23 protein-coding genes are annotated in these 22,270 nt (G+C 73.9%); 16 read left to right on the top strand and 7 right to left on the bottom strand.

Annotated elements, in window-relative coordinates:
* Positions 1-22: 22 nt before the first annotated feature.
* Genes BN2279_RS19630 through BN2279_RS19620 form a run of 3 tightly spaced genes read left to right on the top strand, consistent with a single transcriptional unit; the run spans position 23 to position 2,533 of the window.
* Positions 23-610 carry a DUF5998 family protein gene (locus BN2279_RS19630; protein ID WP_059011460.1) on the top strand — a complete coding sequence of 196 codons (588 nt, stop codon included), beginning with the start codon at positions 23-25 and terminating at the stop codon, positions 608-610.
* Positions 607-1,830, top strand: coding sequence for an alkaline phosphatase family protein (locus BN2279_RS19625; protein ID WP_059011458.1), 1,224 nt, complete (start codon positions 607-609; stop codon positions 1,828-1,830). The genes BN2279_RS19630 and BN2279_RS19625 overlap by 4 nt, the downstream gene beginning before the upstream one ends.
* A gap of 16 nt (positions 1,831-1,846) precedes the next feature.
* On the top strand, positions 1,847-2,533 hold the full coding sequence (locus BN2279_RS19620; protein WP_059011456.1) for a thymidine kinase: 687 nt from the start codon (positions 1,847-1,849) through the stop codon (positions 2,531-2,533).
* A 37-nt stretch (positions 2,534-2,570) separates the two neighbouring features.
* On the opposite strand, the gene BN2279_RS19615 is transcribed toward BN2279_RS19620, so the two are convergent.
* A complete protein-coding gene (locus BN2279_RS19615; protein WP_234348012.1) occupies positions 2,571-3,299 on the bottom strand; it encodes a VOC family protein in 729 nt (242 codons plus the stop codon).
* A 141-nt stretch (positions 3,300-3,440) separates the two neighbouring features.
* On the opposite strand from BN2279_RS19615, the gene BN2279_RS19610 reads away from it, so the two are divergent.
* Positions 3,441-4,280 (top strand): sulfurtransferase, encoded by an 840-nt coding sequence (locus BN2279_RS19610; RefSeq protein ID WP_059011452.1) that lies wholly within the window; start codon positions 3,441-3,443, stop codon positions 4,278-4,280.
* Between the two features lie 25 nt (positions 4,281-4,305).
* Here the strand turns inward: BN2279_RS19610 and sepH are convergent, their stop codons facing one another.
* Positions 4,306-5,322, bottom strand: coding sequence for a septation protein SepH (gene sepH, locus BN2279_RS19605; RefSeq protein ID WP_059011450.1), 1,017 nt, complete (start codon positions 5,320-5,322; stop codon positions 4,306-4,308).
* Positions 5,323-5,826: 504 nt separating this feature from the next.
* On the opposite strand from sepH, the gene BN2279_RS19600 reads away from it, so the two are divergent.
* Entirely contained in the window at positions 5,827-6,957 is a 1,131-nt protein-coding gene (locus BN2279_RS19600; protein WP_059011447.1) for a ferrochelatase, read from the top strand.
* A gap of 74 nt (positions 6,958-7,031) precedes the next feature.
* Positions 7,032-7,874 (top strand): inositol monophosphatase family protein, encoded by an 843-nt coding sequence (locus BN2279_RS19595; RefSeq protein WP_059012583.1) that lies wholly within the window; start codon positions 7,032-7,034, stop codon positions 7,872-7,874.
* 105 nt (positions 7,875-7,979) lie between these two features.
* On the opposite strand, the gene BN2279_RS30005 is transcribed toward BN2279_RS19595, so the two are convergent.
* Positions 7,980-8,141 carry a hypothetical protein gene (locus tag BN2279_RS30005; RefSeq protein ID WP_199827762.1) on the bottom strand — a complete coding sequence of 54 codons (162 nt, stop codon included), beginning with the start codon at positions 8,139-8,141 and terminating at the stop codon, positions 7,980-7,982.
* 397 nt (positions 8,142-8,538) lie between these two features.
* Here BN2279_RS30005 and BN2279_RS19590 point away from each other — a divergent pair, with 397 nt between their 5' ends.
* The 3 genes from BN2279_RS19590 (at position 8,539) to BN2279_RS19580 (ending at position 11,064) form a co-directional block, all read left to right on the top strand.
* Positions 8,539-9,192, top strand: a complete 654-nt coding sequence (locus BN2279_RS19590) for a response regulator transcription factor (RefSeq protein ID WP_059011445.1) — start codon at positions 8,539-8,541, stop codon at positions 9,190-9,192.
* A 178-nt stretch (positions 9,193-9,370) separates the two neighbouring features.
* The gene (locus BN2279_RS19585) at positions 9,371-10,492 is read left to right on the top strand and encodes a sensor histidine kinase (protein ID WP_407702272.1); all 1,122 of its coding nucleotides are present in this window, start codon (positions 9,371-9,373) and stop codon (positions 10,490-10,492) included.
* 272 nt (positions 10,493-10,764) lie between these two features.
* Positions 10,765-11,064, top strand: a complete 300-nt coding sequence (locus BN2279_RS19580; RefSeq protein WP_059011443.1) for a DUF4193 domain-containing protein — start codon at positions 10,765-10,767, stop codon at positions 11,062-11,064.
* A gap of 19 nt (positions 11,065-11,083) precedes the next feature.
* On the opposite strand, the gene BN2279_RS19575 is transcribed toward BN2279_RS19580, so the two are convergent.
* A complete protein-coding gene (locus tag BN2279_RS19575) occupies positions 11,084-11,536 on the bottom strand; it encodes a DUF3093 domain-containing protein (RefSeq protein WP_059012578.1) in 453 nt (150 codons plus the stop codon).
* Positions 11,537-11,603: 67 nt separating this feature from the next.
* On the opposite strand from BN2279_RS19575, the gene dut reads away from it, so the two are divergent.
* The 3 genes from dut to BN2279_RS19560 all read left to right on the top strand — a co-directional run bounded on the left by dut (position 11,604) and on the right by BN2279_RS19560 (position 13,321).
* Positions 11,604-12,116 carry a dUTP diphosphatase gene (dut, locus tag BN2279_RS19570; protein ID WP_059012576.1) on the top strand — a complete coding sequence of 171 codons (513 nt, stop codon included), beginning with the start codon at positions 11,604-11,606 and terminating at the stop codon, positions 12,114-12,116.
* A gap of 1 nt (position 12,117) precedes the next feature.
* The gene (locus BN2279_RS19565) at positions 12,118-12,888 is read left to right on the top strand and encodes a DUF3710 domain-containing protein (protein ID WP_059011441.1); all 771 of its coding nucleotides are present in this window, start codon (positions 12,118-12,120) and stop codon (positions 12,886-12,888) included.
* Between the two features lie 127 nt (positions 12,889-13,015).
* Positions 13,016-13,321, top strand: a complete 306-nt coding sequence (locus BN2279_RS19560; RefSeq protein WP_059011439.1) for a DUF6343 family protein — start codon at positions 13,016-13,018, stop codon at positions 13,319-13,321.
* 566 nt (positions 13,322-13,887) lie between these two features.
* Here BN2279_RS19560 and BN2279_RS19555 read toward each other — a convergent pair.
* Complete coding sequence (locus BN2279_RS19555) at positions 13,888-16,215, bottom strand: helicase-associated domain-containing protein (RefSeq protein ID WP_059011438.1); 2,328 nt, start codon at positions 16,213-16,215, stop codon at positions 13,888-13,890.
* A gap of 198 nt (positions 16,216-16,413) precedes the next feature.
* On the opposite strand from BN2279_RS19555, the gene BN2279_RS19550 reads away from it, so the two are divergent.
* Genes BN2279_RS19550 through BN2279_RS19535 form a run of 4 tightly spaced genes read left to right on the top strand, consistent with a single transcriptional unit; the run spans position 16,414 to position 20,889 of the window.
* The gene (locus BN2279_RS19550; protein ID WP_059012575.1) at positions 16,414-18,996 is read left to right on the top strand and encodes an ATP-binding protein; all 2,583 of its coding nucleotides are present in this window, start codon (positions 16,414-16,416) and stop codon (positions 18,994-18,996) included.
* The gene (locus BN2279_RS19545) at positions 18,971-19,651 is read left to right on the top strand and encodes a response regulator (RefSeq protein ID WP_059011436.1); all 681 of its coding nucleotides are present in this window, start codon (positions 18,971-18,973) and stop codon (positions 19,649-19,651) included. Before BN2279_RS19550 ends, BN2279_RS19545 begins: the two co-directional genes overlap by 26 nt.
* A gap of 16 nt (positions 19,652-19,667) precedes the next feature.
* A complete protein-coding gene (locus tag BN2279_RS19540) occupies positions 19,668-20,087 on the top strand; it encodes an OB-fold nucleic acid binding domain-containing protein (protein WP_059011434.1) in 420 nt (139 codons plus the stop codon).
* A gap of 4 nt (positions 20,088-20,091) precedes the next feature.
* Positions 20,092-20,889 carry a DUF3159 domain-containing protein gene (locus BN2279_RS19535; protein ID WP_079032319.1) on the top strand — a complete coding sequence of 266 codons (798 nt, stop codon included), beginning with the start codon at positions 20,092-20,094 and terminating at the stop codon, positions 20,887-20,889.
* Positions 20,890-20,910: 21 nt separating this feature from the next.
* On the opposite strand, the gene BN2279_RS19530 is transcribed toward BN2279_RS19535, so the two are convergent.
* Positions 20,911-21,582: a potassium channel family protein gene (locus BN2279_RS19530; protein ID WP_059011432.1), complete on the bottom strand. Its 672-nt coding sequence runs from the start codon at positions 21,580-21,582 to the stop codon at positions 20,911-20,913.
* Complete coding sequence (locus tag BN2279_RS19525) at positions 21,579-22,244, bottom strand: potassium channel family protein (protein ID WP_059011430.1); 666 nt, start codon at positions 22,242-22,244, stop codon at positions 21,579-21,581. Before BN2279_RS19525 ends, BN2279_RS19530 begins: the two co-directional genes overlap by 4 nt.
* Positions 22,245-22,270 lie beyond the last annotated feature (26 nt).

The following is a 22,270-nucleotide window of genomic DNA, read 5'->3' as shown; positions in this document are numbered from 1 at the left end:
CCCGCCCTTTAGGATGGGGCCCATGGCGAAGACCGGTACGACGTCCCAGGGGCTGCGGGAGGCGATCGAGCGCAGTGGGTACTACCCCGCGCTGGTCGCCGAGGCGGTGGAGGCAGCGGTGGGGCGGGAGCCAGTCGTCTCCTTCCTGGTCCACCAGGAGACGACCTTCGACAGCAACGAGGTGCGCCGGCATGCCACGGTCCTGGTGTTGACCGGCACCCGGTTCATCGTCAGCCACACCGACGAGCAGTCCGCGGACAGCACGGCGCCCGCTCCCTACGCCACCACCTCCACGGAGTCCGTGAAGCTCGACCGGATCTCCTCCGTGGTGATCAGCCGTGTCGTCGCCGACCCGCAGTCGTACGTGCCGGGCACCGTGCCCCGGGAGGTCGTCCTCACCATCGGCTGGGGCGCCGTCTCCCGTATCGACATGGAGCCCGCGAGCTGCGGCGATCCCAACTGCGAGGCCGACCACGGGTACACCGGCTCGACCACGGCCGACGACCTCTCCCTGCGCATCAGCGAGGCGGGTGACGGCCCGGAGACGGTGCGCCGGACCCTGGAGTTCGCCCAGGCGCTCTCCGAGGCGACCGCGGTGACCGGCAGGTGACCCTTTCCCAGCCCGGGGGAGGGTGGGGCGCCCCGCCGCCGTCCGACGATCCCGAGCCGCTCGATCCGCGCGGAGCGCCCGCGCCGAGGTACGGTTCGGCGTCGCTGGCCGACGTGTTGCCCGCCGCCGCGGCCGGGCTCGGCGTCCCCGGTGTGACGTCCGGTCTCGTCCTGCCGCCCGCCGACCGCGTCTGCCTCTTCCTCGTCGACGGCCTCGGCTGGGAGGCGCTGCGGGCGCACCCCGAGGCGGCCCCGTTCCTCACCTCCCTGCTGCCCACCTCGCGGGCCGGCGCCGGGGAGCCCATCACCGCCGGGTTCCCCTCCACCACCGCCACCTCGCTCGCCTCGGTCGGCACCGGGCTCGCCCCCGCCGTCCACGGCCTGGCCGGGTACAAGGTCCTCGACCCGGCCTCCGGCGAGCTGATGAACCAGCTCCGCTGGGATCCCTGGACCGACCCCACGCTGTGGCAGCCCCACCCCACCGTCTTCCAGCTCGCGCACGACGCGGGCGTCGCCGCCGCCCAGGTCTCCGCCCCGCACTTCGAGCACACACCGCTGACCCGCGTCGCGCTTTCCGGCGGCACGTTCCTCGGCCGGCTCGACGCCGAGGAGCGGGTGGACCTGGCCGCGCGCCGGCTGGCGGTCGCCGACCGGGCGCTCGTCTACACGTATTACGCGGAGCTGGACGCCACCGGCCACCGCTTCGGCGTCGACTCCGACGCCTGGCGCGGCGAGCTGCGCCGCGTGGACGGCCTGGCGCGTCGGCTCGCCGAGCAGTTGCCGCCGCGCTCGGTGCTGTATGTGACGGCCGACCACGGCATGGTCGACGTGCCGGCGGCCGGTGAGGCGCGGTTCGACTTCGACGACGACTGGGAGCTGCGGGCCGGCGTCGCCCGCCTCGGCGGCGAGGGCCGCGCCCGCCACCTGTACGCCGTGCCGGGCGCCGCCTCCGACGTGTACGCGGTCTGGCGCGAGGTGCTGGCCGGGCACGCCTGGGTGGCGACCCGCGACGAGGCCGTGGAGCTGGGCTGGTTCGGCCCGCCGGACGCCGGGATGGAGGCGCGCGTGCGGGCCCGCGTCGGCGACGTCGTGGTGGCGATGACCGGCACCGCCTGCGTCGTCGCCAGTGTCTCGGAGCCCCACGAGTCGGCCCTGGTCGGCATGCACGGCTCGGTGACCCCGGCGGAGCAGCTCGTGCCGCTCCTCGAAGTGAGAACGTGATCTGGAGCCCGTTCCGTTGCCCGAACTCGCCTTCTTCTCCGGCACGATGGACTGCGGCAAGAGCACGCTCGCCCTGCAGATCCAGCACAACCGCTCGGCCCGCGGCCTGATGGGCATGATCTTCACGCGGAACGACCGCGCCGGTCAGGGCCGTCTGTCCTCCCGCCTCGGCCTGGTCACCGACGCGATCGAGGCCGACGAGCGCTTCGACTTCCACGCCCACCTGGTGAGACACCTGACCGCGGGCGGGCGCGTGGACTACGTGATCGCCGACGAGGCGCAGTTCCTGTCGCCCGCGCAGGTGGATCAGCTCGCCCGGGTCGTGGACGACCTGGGCATCGACGTCTTCGCCTTCGGCATCACCACCGACTTCAGGACCCGGCTCTTCCCCGGCTCGCAGCGGCTGATCGAGCTGGCCGACCGCGTCGAGGTGCTCCAGGTCGAGGCGCTGTGCTGGTGCGGCGCGCGGGCCACGCACAACGCCCGCACCGTCGGCGGGCGGATGGTGGTCGAGGGCGCGCAGGTCGTCGTGGGCGACGTCGGCGCCCGCGCCGACGTGGGCTACGAGGTGCTGTGCCGCAGGCATCACCGCCGCCGGCTGACCGCCGCCGCGGCGGGGGCGGGCCCGCTCTCGCCGGACGTGCCCCCCGCCGACGGCCGGCCCCCGCGCCTCGGCGGGACCGCGCCGGGCGGGCCGGCGTAGCCGCCCGGGAGGGACGCCCGCCCCGGCCCGCCGGTGGTCAGGACCGCGTGGCGCGGAGCACCGCGAACGGGGCGCCCTCGCGGTCGGCGACCCGCGCCCAGCGCCCGAACGACGACTCCGCCGGCTCGCTGAGCTGCCGCCCGCCGAGCGCGGTGATCCGGCGCAGGGCCTCGTCCACGTCCGGCACGGAGAAGTACGTCAGCCAGTGCGCGCCCCGGTCGTGCGGCAGGTCACTCCCCACGCCCCGGATCCCGGCGACCTTGTGGCCCTCCAGGTGCAGCGCCTGGTAGTCCAGATCCGCCGGCGCGCCCGGCACCGGCAGCGTCTCGTACCCGAAGACCATCGAGTAGAACTTGCCGACGCCCGAGGCGTCCGCGGTGATCAGCTCGTTCCAGCAGGGAGCGCCCATCTGCCCCTGGAGCGGGCCGAACTTGCGCGGGCCGCCCTGCCAGATGCCGAAGGCCGCGCCGCACATGTCCGCGGCGATGCCCAGCCGCCCGACCTGATCGACCTCCAGTGGGCCGACCGCCACCGTGCCGCCGCAGTCGCGGATCAGCATCGCCGTGGCGTCGGCGTCCCTGGTGGCGATGTACGGCAACCACGCGACCAGCCGTCGCACTCCCTGCCCGATCTCACCGAGTCCCGCGACCGGCCGGCCGTCCACCACGGCCTGCACATAGGGGCCGAGCTGTGCCGGCCCCTCCTCGAACTCCCAGCCGAACAGAGAGCGGTAGAACTCCTGGCTCGCGGCCAGGTCATGGACCATCAGACTTACCCAGCGGTGCGTTCCGGAAACCGGCGGACTCGCTGCTTCGGTCATCCTTGTCTCTTCTCCTGTAGGACCATCGCGCCACTGCCGTTACTCACACAGACCAGTCTCCCCCCGATTACGGAGAGAATGGCCCCCATGACAGCAATGATCTCCACAGCCCGGCTGGCCGCCGAACTCGCCCCCGGCGTCCCGCCGGAGCGGCGGCCCGTCCTGCTCGATGTGCGCTGGCGGCTCGGCGGCCCGCCCGGCCGGCCCGAGTACGAACGGGGCCACTTGCCCGGCGCGGTCTACGTGGATCTGGACTCCGAACTGGCCGCCCCGCCCGGCCCCGGCGGTCGGCATCCGCTGCCCGACCCGGCGGTGTTCGGCGCGGCGATGCGCCGGGCCGGCGTCTCGCCCGGCCGCCCGGTCGTGGTCTACGACGGCGGCCAGGGGTGGGGCGCCGCCCGTGCCTGGTGGCTGCTGCGCTGGACCGGGCACGAGGAGACGCGGGTGCTGGACGGCGGGCTGGCCGCGTGGGACGGCGAGCTGACCACCGAGGTGCCCGCGCCCGCCGCGGGCGACTTCACGCCCCGGCCCGGCGCGCTGCCCGTGCTCGACGCGGACGCGGCGGCCCGGCTGGCGAGGAGCGGTGTGCTGCTGGACGCCAGGGCGGGGGAGCGGTACCGGGGCGAGGTCGAGCCGATCGACCCGGTCGGCGGCCACATCCCCGGCGCGCGGTCGGCGCCGACGACCGAGAACGTGGGCCCGGACGGCCGGTTCCGCCCCGCCGCCGAGCTGGCCGCCCGGTTCGCGGAGCTGGGCGCGGTGCCGGGCACCGAGGTGGGTGTCTACTGCGGCTCGGGGGTCTCCGGGGCGCACGAGATCCTGGCACTCGCCGTGGCGGGCGTCGACGCGGCGCTGTACCCGGGCTCGTGGAGCGAGTGGTCCGCCGACCCCGGCCGGCCCGTCGCGACCGGCCCGGAGCCCGGCTGACCGGGGGCCCGGCCGGGCCCCCCGCTCAGTCCTTCTTCTTGCGCCGGGTGCCGAACACGATCTCGTCCCAGCTCGGGACGGCCGCGCGGCGGCCGGGGCGGACGCCGTCCGCCTCGGCCTGGCGGTCGGTGCTGCCCGTCAGCCGGTCGCGGTGCCCGCCCACCGAACGCGGCATGAGCACGTCCGCGTAGGTCGAGCCGGCACCGGCCGCCGGAGCGGCGGTGCCGAGCGCGGCGGCCTCCTCGTCCTCGGGCTCGTCGTCGGCCGGGGAGGTCACCGCCGCCGGGACCGAGGGCGGCCCGGCCTGCTCGGGCACCACCAGATCGCCGCGGAAGCTCGGGACGGCCTCCAGCAGGCTGGTGAGCGAGTCGGTGTCGCTGTCGCCGGACACGCGCGGCGCCGGCGGCCGGTCGCCCTCGCGGGGCAGCCGGGCGATGCGCGGCACGAACGGCGTGCTCGGCTCCGGGGTGTCGTCCGTCTCGCCCAGCAGCGACCGCGCCTCGTCGTCCACGGCGTGGACCAGGCGGCGGGGCGGGTCGTACGTCCAGCTCGCGGAGTGCGTCTCGCCCGCGACCCGGTAGACGAGGAGCACCTCCCAGGTGCCGTCGTCCCGGCGCCAGGAGTCCCAGCGCACGGCGTCCTTCTCCGCGCCGCGCAGCATCAGGCGCTCGGCGACCGCGTCGCCGAGCTGCGGCCCGGCCGTCTCACCGGGGCGCCGCAGCGGCGTCTTGCGGGCGCGCTCGGCCATGAAGGCGCGCTCGGCCAGCACCGGGCCCTCGAAGCGGCGGACGCGTTCCACGGGGATGCCGGCGAACTGCGCGACCTCCTCGGCCGTCGCGCCGGCTCGTATACGCGCCTGGATGTCGCGCGGGCGCAGGTGGTTCTCCACCTCGATCTCGATCTGGCCGAGACGCGCCCTGTCGTTCCGGACGGCGGCGCGCAGCCGCTCGTCGATGGGAAGCGTGTATTCCGTGTTGTCGGCAGCCTTGAGCACCAGGCGTGTGCCGTCATTGCTCACGGCCACGACACGCAGTTCGGGCACGAGGACCTCCCGGTGGTGCCTGCCGACGTCACGTACGTCGCTGCTCCCGCTGGACGAGTGTGACTTGCCCGGGTGCAGCCTGCCACAACCTTGCCGACTTGCCCGGCGTGTCGGGCCATGGTCTTGAGCCGCGGTTGTGGCACAGTCACCACTTTGCCACGTGCGGTGACCGGCGCGAGCGTCTCTGCACGCGTGGGCCGCCAGGACCAGGACCAAGGGAACTTCACACTACTCCATTAGGGCCTGACGGGGTGGGGCGCCGCGCCGGTGAAGTTCTCCCGGGGCAAGGGAGTTGGCCTGGCCGTAGGCGGCAGACATGGGCCGCAAGGCTCCCAGAAGCCGCAAAACCCTACCTATCACCACGTGACGGAAGCCACTTGAGGGGATGGCGTGCAGGGAGTGTGCGCATACGGCCGAATGGGGGATTCCGGGGTGTCGGGGACACCCGCGACCGCCGGACGGCGCCGGGCGGGAGGCCCGCCGTTGGTGGCAGGATGCGGAGACATGGACCGTGCGATCGACCCGCGTCCCTATGACGCCCTGCTGCTGCTCTCCTTCGGCGGCCCCGAAGGCCCGGACGACGTCCTGCCGTTCCTGGAGAACGTCACCCGGGGGCGCGGCATCCCCCGCGAGCGGCTGGCCGAAGTGGGTGCCCACTACGGCCTCTTCGGCGGCGTGAGCCCGATCAACGAGCAGAACCGCACGCTGCTCGCCGCGCTCCGCGCCGACTTCGCCGGACAGGGCCTGGACCTGCCGGTCTACTGGGGCAACCGCAACTGGGCGCCGTATGTCACCGACGCCTTCCGCGAGATGGCGGCGGACGGCCGCCGCCGCGTCCTCACCCTGGCCACCAGCGCCTACGCCTCCTACTCCGGCTGCCGGCAGTACCGGGAGGACCTGGCGGGCGCCCTGGCGGCGCTGCGGGCCGAGGGGGCGGAGCTGCCGCGCGTGGACAAGCTGCGGCACTACTACAACCATCCCGGCTTCCTGGAGACCGTGACCGACGGCGTCCTGGCCGCCCTGGCGGACCTGCCCGAGGAGGCCCGGCAGGGCGCGCATCTGGCGTTCACCACCCACTCCATCCCCGAGGCGGCGGCGGAGACCTCCGGCCCGCCGGTGGGCCACGGCCCGGCGGGCGGGGCGTATGTCGCGCAGCACCTGGACGCCGCCCGCGTCGTCAGCCGCGCGGTGCGCGAGGCGACCGGCACCGACCACCCGTGGGAGCTGGTCTACCAGTCGCGCAGCGGCGCCCCCCACATCCCGTGGCTGGAACCCGACATCTCGGATCATCTCCGCGCCCTGCACGCCAAGGGCGTACCGGGCGTGGTCATGGTCCCGGTCGGGTTCGTCTCGGACCACATGGAGGTCCTCTACGACCTCGACACCGAGGCCATGGCGACGGCGCGGGAGCTGGGCCTGCCCGCCGTCAGGTCCGCGACGGTCGGCGCCGATCCCCGTTTCGTGGCGGCGCTGCGCGATCTGGTGCTGGAGCGGGCGGCCGAGGAGCGCGGCGAGACGCCCCGGCGCCCGGCCCTGGGCGCGCTGGGCCCGAGCCACGACCTGTGCCCGGTGGGCTGCTGCCCGGGGCGCCTGGCCAAGCCCGCCGCCGCGGGCGCCGACGACCCGTACGCGTGACCCGCGACCGGACCGAGCGATACGGCCGGCCCGAGCGGTACGGCCGGCCCGACGAGTGGGAGGAACACCGCGCCATGTCCGACCGAGCCGGGGCCGACGCGCCCACCCCCCAACTCGCCGCGGAGCTGCTCGCGCTCGCCCAGGAGGCCGCCGCGCGGGCGGGGCGGCTGCTGCGGGACGGCCGCCCGGCCGATCTGGGCGTGGCGGCCACCAAGTCCAGCCCGATCGACATCGTCACCGAGATGGACGTCGCGGCCGAGAAGCTGATCACCGGTTTCCTGTCGGAGCGTCGCCCCGGCGACGGGTTCCTCGGCGAGGAGGGCGGCGTCAGCGGCGGGAGCAGCGGTGTGCGGTGGGTCATCGACCCGCTCGACGGGACCGTCAACTACCTCTACGGGCTGCCCCAGTGGGCCGTCTCCATCGCCGCCGAACTGGACGGCGAGGTGGTGGCGGCCGTGGTCGAGGCGCCGATGCGCCGGGAGACCTACCGGGCCGTGCGCGGCGGCGGCGCCGAGCGGCTGACGCCTGGCGCGGCCCCCGAGCCGATGCGCCCGCGCCCCTCGCCGCCGCTGGACCAGGCGCTGATCGGCACCGGCTTCAACTACGTCGCCGCCGTCCGCGCCGCCCAGGCGTCCGTCGCCCACCGGCTGATCCCCCGGGTCCGCGACATCCGCCGTTCGGGCTCGGCCGCGATCGACCTGTGCGACGTGGCCGGCGGCCGGCTGGACGGCTACTACGAACGCGGCCTGGCGCCCTGGGACCTGGCCGCCGGGGACCTCATCGCCCGGGAGGCCGGAGCCCTGACCGGCGGCCGGACCGGGCGGCGGCCGGACGGCGACCTGACCGTCGCCGCGAGCCCCGGGGTCTTCGCCGTGCTCCAGCCGCTCCTGGACGAGCTCGGAGCCTGGCACGACTGACGGGGCGCCACGGGCCCGCGCGGGCACGCGCGTACGACAGAGCGCCCCCGGGACCAGCCCGGGGGCGCTCTGTCGTCGATGCGTGCCGGAAGGCGTCAGACGGCGTCAGCCGACCTGCACACCGTGCTCCGCCGCCAGTCGGCGCAGGTCGTCCAGCTCGGCCTGCTCCACGTCCATCGTGAACACATCTCCGGCCTCACGAGCGCGGTGCAGATCGGACTGGGTGTTCTCGATGCGCTGAAGGATTCCATCGGTGAACGCGTCCAAGGTGCGCCCCCTCGTCTTCGATCGGCGGCACTGGGGGGTGCCGGGGGTGGGTGCGACCACAGCGGGGCCCCATGGAACGGTCGGCAGCGCAGGGGTGGCTTACCGCCTACAGGGGGTGGTCGCGGGGTTGTGGAGCTTCCTCCCCGATGCGCTCCCGGCGGAAACCTCCCGGCAACAAAAATCACCGTCAGTCAGCCCCCCGGCGAGAGCTCTTACCGGTGGCATTGAACATAAGTCGTGAAAGTCCACCTACTAGCGCGTTACACTCTGTAATGCCTGACTTTGTTTTCAAACTAAAAGGCGCCGCGGGAGTTTTCTGCCTGTCTGGTGGGCTGGGATATGTGTATAAGGGCAAGGGTGTGGGCCCTGCCCCGGACCCGCCGAGGAAGGACAGGACGTGCGCGTACTCGTCGTCGAGGACGAGCAATTGCTCGCCGATGCCGTGGCCACCGGGCTTCGCCGCCAGGCCATGGCGGTGGACGTGGTCTACGACGGGGCCGCGGCGACCGAGCGCGTCGATCTCAACGACTACGACGTGGTGATCCTCGACCGCGATCTCCCGCTGGTCCACGGCGACGACGTCTGCCGTCACATCGTCGACAGCGGGCGCGCGACGCGGGTGCTGATGCTGACCGCCTCGGGGGACGTCAGCGACCGTGTGGAGGGCCTGGAGATCGGCGCGGACGACTATCTGCCGAAGCCGTTCGCCTTCAGCGAGCTGATCGCCCGGGTCCGCGCCCTGGGGCGCCGCGCCACGGCCGCGTTGCCGCCGGTGCTGGAGCGTTCGGGGATCAGGCTCGACCCGAACCGCCGGGAGGTCTTCCGGGACGGCAGGCAGGTCAATCTGGCGCCGAAGGAGTTCGCGGTGCTGGAGGTCCTGATGCGCAGCGAGGGCACGGTCGTCTCGGCCGAGCAGCTCCTGGAGAAAGCCTGGGACGAGAACACCGATCCCTTCACCAACGTGGTCCGCGTCACGGTGATGACGCTGCGCCGCAAGCTGGGCGACCCGCCCGTGATCACCACCGTGCCCGGCGCCGGGTACCGGGTCTGAGCCATGGCCGCCTCGCCCCCCACCGGTTCCCCTGCCTCTTATACCTTTGAATAGTGTGTCGTTAGGCTCAATAATGATTCATATCGTTTGTTGTTTTCAAGCAGAAGACGCCATTCGATATTTCTGCCTGTCGCGTGGGCTCGGAGATGGGTATAAGAGACAGCTGCTGTACGGCGGGATGTTCCTGATCGCCGGGGTCGTGCTGCTGACGATCATCTATCTCCTGGCGGCCCGCGCCCTGGACCGCGGTCTGGCCCTGCCGTTCGAGTTCAACGAGATGCAGACGGACGTGATGATCGTCTCCGACGTCTGCGCGCCGCTGCCCGAGTCGGTGACCAAGGAGGAGTTCCGGAGCTGGTTCCAGGACTGCACCGGCACCCAGCGGGCCATCGCCCTCGACCAGCTCCTGCGCAGCTCGCTCCTGGCGCTGCTCGGGATGGCGGTGGCGGCGTTCGCCTTCGGGTATGTGATGGCTGGCCGGGTGCTCTCGCCGCTGGGCCGGATCACCCGCACGGCCCGCCGGGTGGCCGGCTCCGACCTCCACCGGCGGATCGAGCTCGACGGCCCCGACGACGAGCTGAAGGAGCTGGCGGACACCTTCGACGAGATGCTGGACCGGCTGGACCGGGCGTTCACCGCGCAGCAGCGCTTCGTCGCCAACGCCTCGCACGAGCTGCGCACGCCGCTGGCGATCAACCGCACGCTGCTGGAGGTCCAGCTCTCCGACCCGGACGCGTCGCCCGAGCTGATCCAGCTCGGGAACACCCTGCTGGCGACGAACGAGCGCAGCGAGCAGCTCGTGGAGGGCCTGCTGCTGCTCGCCCGCAGCGAGAACGAGCTGGTGGACCGGAAGCCGGTGGACCTGGCGGAGGTCGCCGGGCAGGCCGTCGAGCAGACGCGCGGCGAGGCGCAGGCCCGGGGCGTGGAGATCCGGGGCGGCCGCCCGCCGGTCCACGTGCAGGGAAACGGGGTGCTCCTGGAGCGGATCGCGCTGAATCTCGTGCAGAACGCCGTACGGTACAACCTGCCGACAGACGGCTGGGTCCGCGTGGATACGGAGGTCAGGCCGGGGCAGGCGGTCCTGGTGGTGGAGAATACGGGGCCGGTGGTGCCCGCCTACGAGATCGACAACATGTTCGAGCCCTTCCGGCGGCTACGTACTCAGCGCACGGGTAGCGACAAGGGAGTCGGTCTCGGGCTGTCCATCGTCAGGTCGGTCGCGCGGGCCCACGGGGGCTATGTCGTGGCCGAGCCCCGGGAGGCCGGCGGGCTCGTCATGCGGGTCGCCATCCCGGTCTGAGGGCAGGTCGAGACGGGAATGAGGGAGATGTGATCAATCGCATACGCGAGCCCGCTGAAGCGGGCCCAAAGGGGCCGTAGCAGGCGTTATCGCCGGTTCGCGGCCCGATCGGCAGCCGGAATGATCACCTCTTCAGGCGTTCGGTTGGGTGTCGATTGAGTAACACCACTTGATGTGAGGCAAAATCTCCGCCTCGGGTCGGGCACAAAGTCCGGCCCCCCGCGCGTTACGTGCGCTGGAGATACCACAGACACCCGGAGGGGGAGAACGAAATGGCAACCGACTACGACACTCCACGTAAGACCGACGATGACGTCAACGAGGACAGCATCGAGGAGCTCAAGGCCCGGCGGAACGACAAGTCGGCTTCCACGGTCGACGTGGACGAGTTCGAGCAGGCCGAGGGCCTGGAGCTGCCCGGGGCCGATCTCTCCAACGAGGAGCTGTCGGTTCGCGTGCTGCCGCGCCAGGCCGACGAGTTCACCTGCATGAGCTGCTTCCTGGTCCATCACAGGTCCCAGCTCGCGAGTGAGAAGGACGGTCAGCCGGTCTGCCGCGACTGCGCGGCGTGACCGCCGGCCCGGAACGGGACTAGCCCGCGTCCGGGCGGGCGGCGGCCAGAGCCTTCGTCAGACGGTCGGGACGGCGGGTCGACAGGTACAGATAGGGCGTCGGATCCGCCGGGTCGGTGACCTCGACCCGTACGGCCGTCGGGATATAGGCCCGAAGGAGCATATGAGCTCGGGCATCCGCACGATGGGTGCGCCAGGCGCGCGCCTCGTCGGCGTCGAGCGCCCGAGCCTCGCCCAGGGCGGCGAGGGGGATTCTGGCCTGCCCCGCGATCAGCGAGTCGGCCACCACCCGGATCCGGGCCGATCCGTAGGTGCTGAGGGCCACCCCGCACAGCGCCCCGCCCGCCGCCAGCCCGCACAGCAGCGGCACCGCCCCGAGGGGCACCAGGGCGACGCCGAGGAGGACGACGCCCAGCGCGGCCATCGCCCACCAGGCCCTCGGCACGGTCAGTCGCTCGTCATACGGCTTCATATGGCCAAGCATGGCAGGCTCGCCTCCCCGTCCCGCCGTCGGCGGTAGGGTCTGCATCGTGAGTGCCCTGAGCAGAGCCCCGGTTGACGTCCTGATCCGGCGGACCGATTCGGCGGTCCCGATCCCGACCCGGGCCCACCCCGGCGACGCGGGCGTCGACCTCGTGACGACGCGGGCCGCCGAGCTGGCTCCCGGCGAGCGCGCCGTGCTGCCCACCGGGGTTTCGATCGCCCTGCCCGACGGGTACGCCGCCTTCGTGCACCCGCGCTCCGGCCTCGCCGCCCGCTGCGGGGTGGCCATGGTGAACGCGCCCGGCACCATCGACGCCGGGTACCGTGGGGAGATCAAGGTCATCGTGATCAATCTGGACCCGCGGGAGACCGTCCGTTTCGAGCCATTCGACCGGGTCGCCCAGCTCGTCGTCCAGCAGGTCGAGACGGTGCGTTTCCACGAGGTCGCGGAGCTCCCGGGATCGGCGCGGGCCGCGGGGGGTTTCGGCTCCACGGGTGGGCACGCCGGCGCGCACAACCCCTATGCTGCGGTCGGTCCCGGCGGGACTGCCGACCGGAAAGGACATTGACGTGTTCGGACGGCGTCGTAAGCGGAACGAGGAGCCCGAGGAAGCGCTCGAGGCCACCGCCGGGGAGGAGGCTGCCGACGAGCCCGACGAGGAAGAGGTGCGCCGCGTCAGGCTGGAGCCGGCCCCGCGGCCGGACGGCCCCTGGGACGTGAGCGAGGTCGGCAAGCCGTCCGAGGGCCGGGTCGATCTCGGCGGTCTCTTCGTGCCCGGCGTGCAGGGCATGGAGCTGCGCGTCGAGGTCGCCGGGGACGCGATCGTCGCCGCCACCGTCGTGGTCAAGGACAGCGCGATCCAGCTCCAGGCCTTCGCCGCGCCGCGTCGCGAGGGCATCTGGGCCGAGGTCCGCGAGGAGATCGGCGCCGGTATCACGCAGCAGGGCGGTGTGATCGAGGAGATCGAGGGGCCGCTGGGCTGGGAGCTGCGGGCCCGGGTGCCGGTCCAGCTTCCCGACGGCAAGCGCGGTATGCAGGTCGTGCGGTTCGTGGGGGTGGACGGCCCGCGCTGGTTCCTGCGCGGCGTCATCTCCGGCCAGGGCGCGGTGCAGCCGCAGGCCGCCGGCCTGCTGGAGCAGATCTTCCGGGACACCGTCGTGGTCCGCGGCCAGTCGCCCATGGCGCCGCGCGACCCGATCGTCCTCAAGCTGCCGCAGGACGCCCAGATGGTTCCGGACGGCGTGAAGAAGGAGGAGGCCGCCGACGGCGGCACGGTCTCCCGGTTCGCCGGGGGCCTGGACTCGCTCCGCCGCGGCCCGGAGATCTCCGAGGTCCGCTAGCGCGCCTCGCGCGGACGGTACGTCACCGCACACCCCCCGCCGCAGCGGCGGGGTGTGTCATCGGTGCGTCCGACGGGTACCCGGGGGCCTCCTTGATGAGGCCGCCGAGGCCGCCGAGGAGGCCGCCATGACCCGAGGACGCCGTCCCCGGACCGGCACCGAGCCGGTCACCGCCTACAGCCCGCTGCGCATGCGGCTGGTGCTCTCCTGCGTCTTCGTGCCGCTCTTCGCGGCCCTCACCGGCGCGTTCGCCGTCTGGTGGGCCACCAGCGACTCCGGCGATCAGCCGAGCCCCGCCGAGCTGGCCTGGCTCACCCTCGGCTGTGCCCTGCTGACCCTGCTGGCCGCGATCGACCTCGCCGTGGTCCTGCGCCGCAGACGCCACCAGCGCGAGGGCCACGAACGGCTGGCACCCCCGCCGCCGCGCCGCTAGGGCCTGTCTCTTGGATCTTGTGGATCAGGCCGCGTGTCCCCCAGGCCCTCGGGGGCCTGAGAGGTACCACCGGCGTGGCCCCACCGAGATCCGGAAGAGAGGCCCTGGGCGTGTGGTCCGGGCAGGTCGGTGGCGCCGTCGGCCCACCGGTGGCGGTGGTGTGGCCGAGCCGGGAAACGTTCCCCGGCTCGCCGCGGCGGCCGTCCGTCTCGACGACACACCGCGCCGGATGCGCGGCCTGCCGGCCGGAGTCAGCGGGTGCGCGAAGGGAGCGGGTGGGACGCGCGGCCTCGGCCGGCGGAGGGCCGGTGTCACGCGGGACGGCCGTCAGGTGGGGGCGAGCTGCCACGCGCGGGCCCGCTCGTCCAGATCCGCCGCTTCCCGCGCACCCCCGCGACGGACTCGGCGGCATGGGCGGATCGGATGCCTTCCAGCAGTCGCCGGCGCACTTCCTCGTCAAGCCCGTGGTCACCTCACGCTTCGTGACGGGGCGGGGGAAGAGCCACATCGCAGGGCCCGGCCCTGGCGGCAGCGGCCCGGGATCGTGGGTCGGGGGTCAGGGGCGGCTAGCGCGGGGCGAGGACGCCGACGAGGCGGGAGAGCAGGAAGTGGCGGCGGTCTCCGGCGCCCGCGCAGCGGGCGTCGATGCCGGGGGCCGACAGCTTGATGTCGTGGATGGTCAGCAGCTCCCGCTCGTCCCGGCTCTCGATGACGACCGGGCGGTCGTTGTCGATCGCGTGGGCCAGCAGCCCGATCTCGGAAGCCGGCAGGTCCGTGGCGAGGTCGGTGAGCAGCCGCTCGGTCTCGGTGCGCACCGCCGCCAGCCGGACGGCCATCACGTCCAGCTCGCCCCCGTCCACGCGCGGCGTGCCGTACCGCCGCTGGGGCGGGACCGCCCGGACCCGGGCGCGTTCGGGCCGTTCCACGCGGACCGTCCCGTCGGCGGCCTCGGAGGTGGGCGCGTAGCCCTGGTCGCGCAGGGTCGTCAGCGTCTCGTGCGCCGCGGTGCCGCCCACCAGGACGGTGGGCGCGAGTCTGCGCAGGCCGAGTCCGGACAGCCCTCGGTGGTGGAGGATCTCGGTGATGAGCGCGGGTTCCGCCGCGTGGATCACGCAGGCGGTGGCCACCACCTGGAGGCGGCCGTGGCGGCGGGCGGTGTCGGTGATCAGGTAGCGCAGCGGCTGCGGCAGCGGGCCGCGCGTGACGGCGAGCAGGTCCGCATCGATCGACTCGGCCGTCCCGCCCGCGTCCAGGGCGCGGCGGACGCTCGCGGGCGTGAACCGCCACACCGACGCCATGCCGCGCGTCTCCCGGTCCGCGACGGAGTCGAGGAGGCGTTCGAGCCGGGCGGAGGGCGTGCCGGTGACGACGGCGGTCAGGTCGCCGCCGATCCGCGCCTGTTCGGTGGCGGCGGGCAGCAGGAGGCGCGCGGCCTCCGCCAGGCGCCGCTCGTCGCCCGCGCGCAGGGCGGCACCGAGCGGGGAAAGGGTGCCCCGGGCGAGCACGCCCAGCATGGCCGCCTCGCGCAGCAGAGTGGCGAACGGTGGGCTGTCGTCGTCCAGGCGTCTGGCCATCGGCCGGTGCCAGGCGATCGTGGCGCCGAAGGCCATCAGGTCGGCCGCTCCCCTGCCCTCCGGCAGGCGAGCGGCGGCGCCGAGCAGCGCGCGGCGGGCGGCGAGCCGGTCGTTGCGCGGCGGGAGCCCGTCGAGCAGGGCGGGGAGCACCCGGCCCTCGGCGTCCCTGGACCGGGTGGGGGAGCCCGCCAGGGACCACCAGGCGCGCACCAGGGCGATCAGGCGGAACGCGGGGTCCCGCTCCACCCACCGGTCGTAGGCGTCGGTGACGGGGTAACGGTCGCCGTCGCGGGCCAGCAGCCCGGCCGCGTGGGCGGTCTCCAGCACCAGCCGCACCTCCGTCTCCCCGCACCGCGCCGCCGTGCCCAGGCGGGCAAGCTCGCGGGAGCCGACGCCCCCGGTCTTCAGCCGGACCGGCGGCCCGGCCGCGCACACCGCCAGCACCGCGGCGGCCTGCCCGGCGAACGCGGAGGCCGCCGCCGCGGCCTCGTCGGCGACGGCGTCGCGGGTCACCGGCGTCAGCTCGGGCACGGGCGGGTTGGGGGCGAACGGGGCCCGCCAGCCCTTGCCGCGCAGCGCGAGCGCCACCTCGGCGGGCATCCTGGCCGGCCCGTATCCGTGCCGGGCGCGCACCAGCAGGCCGCGGTCGAGCGCCCACCGCAGCGCCGGCGCCGACGCCGACTCGCGCTCCTCGCAGACGGTCCGGCTGTGTCTGGCCAGCAGTTCGCGCGTCTCCCGGGGCGCCGCCGCGGCGATAGCGGCCAGCCGGTCGGGGTCGCGGTGGTGGTCGAGGAGCGCGGCCAGCCGTTCGTGCCGGGCGGCGGGCGGGGTGAGGCCGACGGCCGACAGCATCGCGCGCAGGTCGTCGTCGCTCTTCGCGGCCATGAGGTCCCGCAGCCCGGGGCCGAGACCGAGCGGCGCCGGCCAGGTCTCCCGCAGCGGGTCGGCCAGGCGCAGCCGCCCGTCGTCGTCCCGCCAGGCCAGGGCGTACCGGGTCAGCTCGGTCAGCGCCGCGTCCACGCCGGGGCCCGGGTCGCCGAGCAGGGCCGTGAGCCGGTCCCTGGGCACGCCCTCCTCCGGCACCGTGAGGGCGGTGAGCGCGGCCAGCGCCTCGGCGGCCTGGAAACAGCGCAGCGGGAGCCTGGCCAGGGCCCGGGCCACCGATTTCTGCTCCGTCAGCCGACAGGCCAGCTCTCCCAGGCTCTGCGGCCCCGGGGAGCGGGCGACGTCGGGGCGGGCGGCGAGCAGGTCGCGCAACCGCCCGGCGTCCAGCCGGTGCAGCCACGCGGACAGCGGGGACTCTGCGGCGATCGGAATCACCCCATCGGTGCGACGACCCGAAGACTGACGGTCACCGTATCGCTCCTGTCCGCACCCGGGGCACACTTGCCGGGAAACGGCCGAGATTCCGCCCCTCGCCGCCCCTACGAGGCGACATGCCGAATTTCATACGGAATTCTGATGCCGCTGGAGCCGGGAGGGGCCCCCGTTTCCCGGCGGGCGGACGAGAATGAGGCCATGGCACGTCGCGGCAGACTCCGCGTCTACCTGGGGGCCGCGCCCGGGGTGGGCAAGACGTACGCCATGCTCGCCGAGGCGCACCGCCGGGTCGAGCGTGGCGCGGATCTGGTCGTCGGGCTGGTGGAGCACCACGACCGGCCGCGCACCCGGGCGCTGCTGCACGGCCTGGAGCAGGTGCCACGCGTCGAGGCGCGCTCGCGCGACGGCGTTCTCGCCGAGATGGACACCGGGGCGGTGCTGCGCCGCCGGCCGGCGGTCGCGCTGGTGGACGAGCTGGCGCACACCAACGCCCCCGGCTCGCGGAACGAGAAGCGCTGGCAGGACGTGGACGAGCTGCTCGACGCGGGGATCGACGTCATATCGACGCTCAACGTCCAGCACCTGGAGTCGCTGGGCGACGCCGTGGAGGCGATCACCGGGGTGCGGCAGCGGGAGACCGTGCCGGACGAGGTGGTGCGCCGGGCCGACCAGATCGAGCTGGTGGACATGGCGCCCGAGGCGCTGCGCCGCCGGCTCGCGCACGGCAACATCTGCGCCCCGGACCAGGTGGACGCGGCGCTGTCGCACTACTTCCGGCCCGGCAGCCTGACCGCGCTGCGGGAGCTGGCGCTGCTGTGGACGGCGGACCGGGTGGACGCGCACCTGCGGCGGTACCGCGACGAGCACGGCATCCGTTCCACCTGGCACGCCCGCGAACGCATCGTGGTCGGTCTCACCGGCGGCCCCGAGGGCAGCACCCTCATCCGCCGGGCCGCCCGGATGGCCGCCAAGAGCTCCGGCAGCGAGATCCTCGCCGTCCACGTCTCCCGCTCCGGCGGCCTCACCTCCGCCTCGCCGCCCGAGCTGGCCGCGCAACGGACGCTGGTGCGGCAGTTGGGCGGCACGTTCCACCACGTGATCGGGCACGACGTGCCGCGCGCGCTGCTGGACTTCGCGCGCGGGGTCAACGCCAACCAGATCGTGCTGGGCTCCAGCCGCCGCAAGACCTGGCAGTTCGTCCTCGGGCCCGGCGTCGGGGTGACCGTGGCGCGCGAGTCGGGCTCCGACCTCGACGTGCACATCGTCAACCACGACGAGGTGGCCAAGGGGCGGGGGCTGCCCGTCGCGCGCGGTGCCCGGCTGGGCCGTTCCCGGGTCGTCGGCGGCTGGGTGATCGCGGCGGCCGTTCCGCTGCTGCTGACGTGGTTCCTGCCCGAGCCGCCGCCGGGCGTCGGGCTCTCCGGCGACGTGCTGCTCTTCCTCACCGCCACCGTCCTCGCGGCGCTGGTCGGCGGGCTGTGGCCGGGGCTGGCGTCGGCGGTCTGCGGCTCCCTGCTGCTGAACTACTACTTCGCCCCGCCCACCCACCGGTGGAGCGTCGCCCACACCGGTCATGCCGTCGCCATCGTCGTGTTCTTCGTGATCGCCGTCGGGGTGGCCATGGTGGTGGACCGTTCCACCCGCCGCACCCAGCAGGCCGCGCGGCTGCGCGCGGAGTCCGAGACGCTGACGCTGCTCGCGGACAGCGTGCTGCGCGGCGAGGACACCCTCGACGCGCTGCTGACCCGCGCCCGGGAGACGTTCGGCATGGAGACCGCCGCGCTGCTGGAGCGCGACACCGAACGCCGCACGTGGAGCCGCGTGCGGAGCGTCTCCGCCACGCCCTGGGCCAGGCAGGTGAACGCGCCGGACGACGCCGACGTGGACGTGCCCGTCGGGGACCACGCCACGCTGGCGCTGGCCGGGCGGGTGCTGCCCGCCGAGGACCGCCGGGTGCTGACCGCCTTCGCCGCCCACGCCGCCGCCATCCTGCACCGGGAGCGGCTGCGGGACGAGGCGGGCCGCGCGCACAAGCTGGCCGAGGGCAATCGGATCCGCACCGCCCTCCTGGCGGCCGTCTCGCACGATCTGCGCACGCCGCTCGCCGCGATCAAGGCCGGCGTCTCGTCGCTGCGGTCCGGCGACGTGGCGTGGTCCGAGGAGGACGAGGCCGACCTGCTGGAGAGCATCGAGCAGGGCGCGGACCGGCTCGATCAGCTCGTCGGGAACCTGCTGGACGCCTCGCGCCTCCAGACCGGCACGGTGGAGCCGCTGATCCGGGACGTCGATCTGGACGAGGTGGTGCCCGGCGCGCTGGGCGGCGTGCCGGAGGCCGGGGTGGAGCTGGACATCCCCGAGTCGCTGCCGTTCGTCGCCACCGACCCCGGGCTGCTGGAGCGCGTCGTGGCCAACGTCGTGGAGAACGCCGTCAAGTACAGCCCGCCCGGGGTGCCCGTGCTGGTGCGGGGCAGCGCGCTGGGCGGGCGGGTGGAGCTGCGGGTCGTGGACCGGGGGCCCGGCGTCCCGGACAGCGACAAGGAACGGATCTTCGAGCCGTTCCAGCGGTACGGCGACAGCCCGCGCGGCAACGGTGTCGGCCTCGGGCTCGCCGTCGCGCGCGGCTTCGCGGAGGCCCTGGGCGGCACGCTCGCCGCCGAGGACACCCCCGGCGGCGGGCTGACCATGGTGCTCACGCTGCCGGCGGCGGGAACGCCGGACAGGACACCGGACGGACAGGCGAGGAAGGGGGCGGCCCATGCACCGGGTGCTCGTGGTCGATGACGAGCCGCAGATCCTGCGGGCGCTCGTGATCAACCTCAAGGCGCGCGAGTACGAGGTGGACACCGCCGTGGACGGCGCGTCGGCGCTGCGGCTGGCCGCCGACCGGCACCCCGATGTGGTGATTCTCGACCTCGGGCTGCCCGACATGGACGGCGTGCGGGTCATCGGCGGCATCCGGGGCTGGAGCCGGGTGCCCATCATCGTGCTGTCGGCCCGGCAGACCTCCGACGAGAAGGTCGAGGCCCTCGACGCGGGCGCCGACGACTACGTGACGAAACCGTTCGGGATGGACGAGCTGCTCGCCCGGCTGCGGGCGGCGGTCCGGCGGGCCGAGCCCGGCGCGGGCGGCGAGGAGGCGGTCGTGGAGACGGACGGTTTCACCGTCGATCTCGCGGCGAAGAAGGTGCACCGGGAGGGCCGGGACGTGCGGCTGACCCCGACCGAGTGGCATCTGCTGGAGGTGCTGATCCGCAACGCGGGCCGGCTGGTCGGCCAGAAGCAGCTTCTGCGGGAGGTCTGGGGGCCCTCGTACGGGACGGAGACCAACTATCTGCGGGTCTACATGGCGCAGCTCCGCCGCAAGCTGGAGGCCGATCCGTCCGCGCCCCGCCACCTGATCACCGAACCCGGCATGGGCTACCGCTTCGAGCGCTGACCGTTACGCTGATGGCATGAGTGCGGATGGCCGCTCGGGGAGCGGGCGGCGGGGCGGCCGGCTGTGGCGGCTGCTGGGACGTTCCGGGCCGGACGAGGACGGCGACCTGGCGGTCGCGGCGGAGCCGGCGGACGCGGGCTGCACCCGCATCGGCGACTGCCGCGAGCGGCCCGAGGGCCGCCCGGTGGTGCGCGTGACGGGTACGCTGCGGACGGTCACCGAGCGGACCGTGGCCGGGATGCCCGCCCTCCAGGCCGAGCTGGACGACGGCTCGGCGTCGCTCGACGTGGTCTGGCTGGGCAGGCGGGCGATCGCCGGCATAGAGCCGGGCCGTGCGCTGGTGGCCTCCGGGCGCATCGCGATGACGCACGGCCGGCCGGTGCTGTTCAATCCCCGATACCGACTGCAACCGCGTGACCCCCGTGAACAGGAGTAGCCGGGTGACCACATCCGACAGGCCCGACCGTCCCGACCGCCCCGACGAGGCGGTCACGCCCGGCGCGTCCGGCGGCACCGACCGGCGGATCGCGGAGCAGGTCGCGGACGAGGCCGCGACGCGGGCGGCGTTCTTCGAGGCGTTCGGCGGCGTCCGGGGCATGGTGGAGACGACGGTGCCCGGCCTGGTCTTCGTGCTCAGCTACACGATCAACCGCGACCTCCACGTCTCCGCCATCGCCGCGCTCAGCGTCTCCGCCGTGCTCGCCGTGCTCCGGCTGCTGCGGCGGGACACCCTCAAGCACGCCCTCGGCGGCGTCTTCGGGGTGGCGTTCGGCGCGGCCTTCGCGATGATGTCGGGCGACGCGAAGAACTTCTACCTGCCCGGCATGCTCTACACGCTGGGGCTGGGCGTGGCATACGTGGTGACGTCGCTGGCGGGGGTGCCGCTGCTGGGGCTGATCCTGGGGCCGGTGTTCCGCGAGAACCTGTCCTGGCGCACCCGGAACCCGGGGCGGAAGCGGGCGTACACCAAGGCCAGCTACGTGTGGGGCGGGATCCTGCTGGCCAAGTCGGCGATCACCTTCCCGATCTACTTCTGGGGCGACGCGACGCAGCTCGGCTGGCTGCGGGTGGCGCTGGGCATCCCGCCGTTCCTGGTGGCGGTCTACTTCACGTGGATCATCCTGGTGAAGGCGCCCGCGCCGATCGACGTGATCGCCGAGTGGGAGGCCGAGGAGGAGGCCGCCCGGGCGGCCGAGGCCGGGGCGGCGCCGGCGGCGGAGCCGACCCCGCCCCGCTGAGCGGGCGGTCAGGACTTCCGGTCAGAGCTTCCGGCCGCGGGGCGAGAGGAGCTGTTCGAGCTGCGCCTCGCGGGACGGGGCGGCCACGAACAGCAGCTCGTCGCCCACCGCCAGGGCGTCGTCCGGGTCCGGGATCAGGACCCGGGAGCCCCTGATGATCGTCACCAGGGCCGTGTCCTGCGGCCAGGCGACCTCGCCGACGCGGGTGCCGACCAGGGTGGCGCCCTCCGGGAGGGTCAGCTCGACCAGGTTGGCCTCGCCCTGGCTGAAGCGGAGCAGGCGCACCAGGTCGCCCACGCTCACCGCCTCCTCCACCAGCGCCGACATCAGGCGCGGGGTGGACACCGCCACGTCCACGCCCCACGCGTCGTTGAACAGCCACTCGTTCTTGGGGTTGTTCACCCGCGCCACCACGCGCGGCACGCCGTACTCGGTCTTCGCCAGCAGCGACACCACGAGGTTGACCTTGTCGTCGCCGCTCGCGGCGATCACCACCTGGCAGCGCTCCAGCGCCGCCTCGTCCAGCGTGGTGACCTCGCAGGCGTCGGCCAGCAGCCACTCCGCCTCCGGGACCCGCGCCACCGACACCGCCTGCGGCGACTTGTCGATGAGCAGCACCTCGTGCCCGTTCTCCAGCAGTTCGGCCGCGATCGAGCGTCCCACCGCGCCGGCGCCCGCGATCACCACTCTCATGCCGGGTCCTCCGGTCCCAGCAGGCAGGCCGCCTCGACCTCGGCGACCCGGTCGCTGTACATCATCACGTGCACCAGGTCTCCCTCCTGGAGGACCGTCCGCGCGTCCGGCAGGGTCGGTTCGCCCATGCGCGTCAGGAACGCCACCCGCACCCCCGTCCGCTCCTGGAAGGCGCTCACCCGGTGGCCCACCCAGGCGGGGGTGATGTGGACCTCGGAGAGCTGCACCCCGCCGCTGGGATCGCGCCACAGCGGCTCGGCGCCCGCCGGGAGCAGCCGGCGCAGCATCTGGTCGGCGGTCCAGCGGACCGTGGCGACCGTGGGGATGCCGAACCGCTCGTAGACCTCGGCGCGCCGCGAGTCGTAGATGCGGGCCGTGACGTTCTCCACGCCGAACACCTCGCGGGCCACCCGGGCCGCGATGATGTTGGAGTTGTCGCCGCTGCTCACCGCGGCGAAGGCGCCCGCGTCCGCGAGGCCGGCCTCGGTCAGGGTGTCCCGGTCGAACCCGAGTCCGGTCACCCGCCGGCCGCCGAACCGGGACCCGAGCCGTCGGAAGGCCGTGGGGTCCTGGTCGATGACCGCGACCGAGTGGCCCCTTTCCTCCAGGTTCTGGGCGAGGGTCGCGCCGACCCGGCCGCAGCCCATGATCACGATGTGCATAGATCTCCTCCGCGCGGGACCACGCT

The sequence above is a fragment of the Streptomyces specialis genome, assembly GCF_001493375.1.
Classification (GTDB): Bacteria; Actinomycetota; Actinomycetes; order Streptomycetales; family Streptomycetaceae; genus Streptomyces; species Streptomyces specialis.
This window is presented reverse-complemented; position numbering and strand designations above follow the sequence as displayed.